General features: G+C 70.3%; 4 protein-coding genes. 2 read left to right on the plus strand and 2 right to left on the minus strand.

Features of this window, described 5'->3' with window-relative positions; genetic code table 11:
* Window positions 1-296 precede the first annotated feature (296 nt).
* Window positions 297-656 (plus strand): STAS domain-containing protein, encoded by a 360-nt coding sequence (locus AC08OQ_RS18505; RefSeq protein WP_476592285.1) that lies wholly within the window; start codon window positions 297-299, stop codon window positions 654-656.
* 29 nt (window positions 657-685) lie between these two features.
* On the opposite strand, the gene mshD is transcribed toward AC08OQ_RS18505, so the two are convergent.
* Both mshD and AC08OQ_RS18515 read right to left on the minus strand, forming a co-directional pair.
* Complete coding sequence (mshD, locus tag AC08OQ_RS18510) at window positions 686-1,720, minus strand: mycothiol synthase (protein ID WP_476602293.1); 1,035 nt, start codon at window positions 1,718-1,720, stop codon at window positions 686-688.
* A gap of 209 nt (window positions 1,721-1,929) precedes the next feature.
* Window positions 1,930-2,682, minus strand: coding sequence for a response regulator transcription factor (locus tag AC08OQ_RS18515; RefSeq protein ID WP_476592283.1), 753 nt, complete (start codon window positions 2,680-2,682; stop codon window positions 1,930-1,932).
* A gap of 301 nt (window positions 2,683-2,983) precedes the next feature.
* Between AC08OQ_RS18515 and AC08OQ_RS18520 the strand changes: the two genes are divergently transcribed.
* Window positions 2,984-3,397, plus strand: a 414-nt coding sequence (locus AC08OQ_RS18520) for an alpha/beta hydrolase family protein (protein ID WP_476612261.1), incomplete at its 3' end; no start/stop codon positions are given.

Below are 3,397 nucleotides of genomic sequence, written 5' to 3' on the forward strand. Positions count from 1 at the left end.
ATCAGCGACAGATCCAGATCCGATGTCCATGCGTAGACGCTCTCATCGGGCAGCTCGTCATCCCATCCCGCGCGGCGGGGAGCATGCGGGACGGACGGGCGGATGACGACGGGCGGGGCGCGGACAGGCGTGCTGACGAGCGTGCGGTGAGAAGTCGCCCCCGGCGGGGTCGGCCGCGTGTGGAAGTACCTAGGTCGGGGTACGGGGCCATGGTCGCGCTTGCCCAAAGGCGCGGCGCGGAAGGCAGCCCGGCCGGCTTCCCGTGGCGCTCACGCCGTCCGGTCGCAAGCGGAGCCATGGAGCCAAGCGTGCGGGTTGAGGTGACCGACCGTGATGCCATCGTCGTGTATCCGGCCGGCGACATCGACTATTCGTCCCTGGATCCCCTGCGCGAGGCACTGCTCGACGCACGGGTCGCCGGAGTCAAAGAGATCATCGTGGATCTGGAGCAGGTGAGCTTCCTCGACTCGCAGGGGTTGGCGGTCATCCTGTTCGCCCACCAGCGTCAGCGGTCGGCCGGTGGCCGCCTCGTGCTGCGTAACCTCAACGAGGATGCCTATCGCCTGCTGCATGTCACGAACCTGAGTGCCGTGATAGACGTCGATCACGGCGACTCCGCCCCCGCGCGCGGCTTGGCGACCCGTCAGGGCGCCTGAGTCACGGGGGTCTTCCGGACCAGGCCGGATCAACCCGTGGACGGCCTCTCCCAGTGGTAGGAGACGTCGCGGACGTAGGTGATGAAGCCGAGTCCGGTGTACATCCGCACGGCGCGGACGTTGTCCTCGTCCACGTACAGCAGGACCGAGTCGAGCCCCTCGGCCTGCAGATGCCGCAGGCCGATCAGGGTGAGTGCCCGGCCGAGTCCCGCGCCGCCCGCGCCCGGGAGCACGCCCACCACGTAGACCTCGCCGATGGGCCCCGGCTGCGCGTTCCGTGGCGGCGTCTGGTCGGTCTCGTGCACCTTCGTCCAGTGGAAGCCGACGGGTGCGCCGTCGCGCTCGGCGAGGAAGAAGCCACGCGGGTCGAACCACGGCTCGGCCCGGCGCCGGGCCAGATCGTCCAGGGCCCACCGGCCCTGCTCCGGATGATCAGCGAAGGCGGCCGCGTTGACGGCCAGCCAGGCCTGGTCGTCCTGGTCGGGGACGAAGGTGCGGACCGTCACACCGGCCGGCAGCCGGGGGTCCGGCAGGGGCGTCCCGGTCGCCAGCGGTCGCCGAAGCTGGAGCAGCACCCTCGTGCGAGTGAACGTGAGCCGGGTAGCCAATGCCGCGGCGGCCGGCAGGTCGCCGTGGGCCCAGATGTCGAGGCGGGACGACGGCGCCGCGAGGGTCTCGGTCAGTCCGCCGACCAGGGCTGTGCCGACGCCGCGCCCGCGGTGGTCGGGATGGACGACCACCTCGGCCTGCCGCGCCTGGTCCACGCCGCCCAGATGGGCGTAGCCGATGATCCGCCGGGCGGGGGTGCGGCCCGGCATGGTCGACGTGTCCGCGGCGTCCTGGTCACCAGGGGCGTCCGGGATATTCGGGGCGCTCGTGTCCGCGGCGGCCGACACGGCCAGCAGGTGCCGGCCCGCGCCGATCCGCAATCCGGGCCGGAGGGCCAGCCGGATGTCCTCGGACACCGGCCCGGAGCCGTCCGCCCGCTCCGCGGCGGCGAGGAGGCTCACGATGTCGTCCACGTCCATGGCGCTCAGGGTCTGCTGCCAGCTCAGCGAGGTCACCGGACGACCGTATGACGCTGGGTGGCCTTCGACGGTGCGGTCGAGAACCCGGACGCGAGAACCCGGGCGCGAGGCCGAATCCTGGCTTCCGGAGCCGGGAGCTGGGCCTCGCGCCGACGGTGCCGTCCTACTGACGGTGCCTGGGGTGCCGGGGTACCGGGATACCGGGATACCGGGTGCCACGCGGCGGACGGGTGTCCGCGGTGACGTCAGACCCGCTCGGGGGTCCGGGACTCGTCACGGCCGACCCGGCCGGCCTCCCCGGGGGTGTTCTCCGGCAGCGGCGCGATGGGCGGCGCGACGAACTTGTACCCGACGTGCCGAACAGTGCCGATCATCGCTTCGTGCTCGGGGCCGAGCTTCGCTCGCAGCCGCCGGACGTGGACGTCCACCGTGCGGGTGCCGCCGTAGTAGTCGTAACCCCAGACCTCCTGCAACAGCTGGGCGCGGGTGAAGACCCGGCCCGGGTGCTGCGCGAGGTACTTCAGCAGCTCGAACTCCTTGAAGGTGAGCTCGAGCGGCCGGCCCCGCAACTTGGCCGAGTATGTGGTCTCGTCGACCGACAGGTCGCCGGACCGGATGACACCGGCTTCGGCCGTGCCGCCGGCTGCGGCGACGCGACCGATGGACAGCCGCAACCGGGCCTCGACCTCGGCGGGACCCGCGGAATCGAGGACGACGTCGTCGACTCCCCAGTCCGCGGACACCGCCGCCAGCCCACCCTCGGTCACCAGCGCCAGCAGCGGCGTGGTGAGCCCGGTGGTGCGTAGCAGCCGGCACAGACCGCGGGCGATCACAAGCTCCCGGCGGCCATCCACCACGATCACATCCACCGGCGGGGCGTCCAGCAGCGCGCTCGCCTCGAGCGGGGCGACCCGTACGGTGTGGGTGAGAAGCCCAAGCGACGGAAACGACTCGGCGGACGGGCCAGGGGCGTTGGTGAGCAAAAGGACGACGCTCAAGACGACTCCTCCAGGTGGTATGTGGTGGGGCAGCGTCGACCCGGTGAGTAACTCGATGCCCGGCGCTGGGCGTCTCACGATCGTCATGGGCATGAAACGAAGGCCGGTATGTGGGGAGGATAGCGGAGTGTCCTACTCGGCTCCTACCGTCTACGGGCCACTACCTACGGCGGATCGTGAGATCCTGACCACGAGTCATGATCACTGGAGCGGTCGGGTGCCCGGTGCGTCACGCAATCTGGCTGTAGTGGTCACCCATGGCTTCTCCTGTTCGACGTCACGCCTGGCGCTGCAAGCAGTGATGGTCGGATTACGTTCACATCCCGATGTCCAGGTCATGGACCTGCAAGCGTACGGCCGATCCACCAGACTGTGCACTTTCGGTGACCTCGAGGTGCTGGATATCGGCTCGGCCATCGGCGCGGCCTGTCGACTCGGCTACCAGTGGGTCTGCCCCACGGGATGGTCGATGGGATGGTTGGTGGACGGTGCCGCCGTGCTGCGGCACACCGCGCTGATCCAGGTGGGGGAGTCCGTCCACAGCCATCGCCGTCGGTATCCCCCGGAGGCGGTAGCCAGTGCGAGCGCGACCAGCCGGTGGTTCGTGCGGGACACCGCTCGGATGCGCCGAATCCATCGGCTGGCAGATCGGCTGGCAGAGCAGCCCACCGGCCGGATGGTGGCACGGCGCATGTTACGGGTGTGTATCGGATCT

It is taken from the genome of Frankia sp. CcCS3, assembly GCF_977927575.1.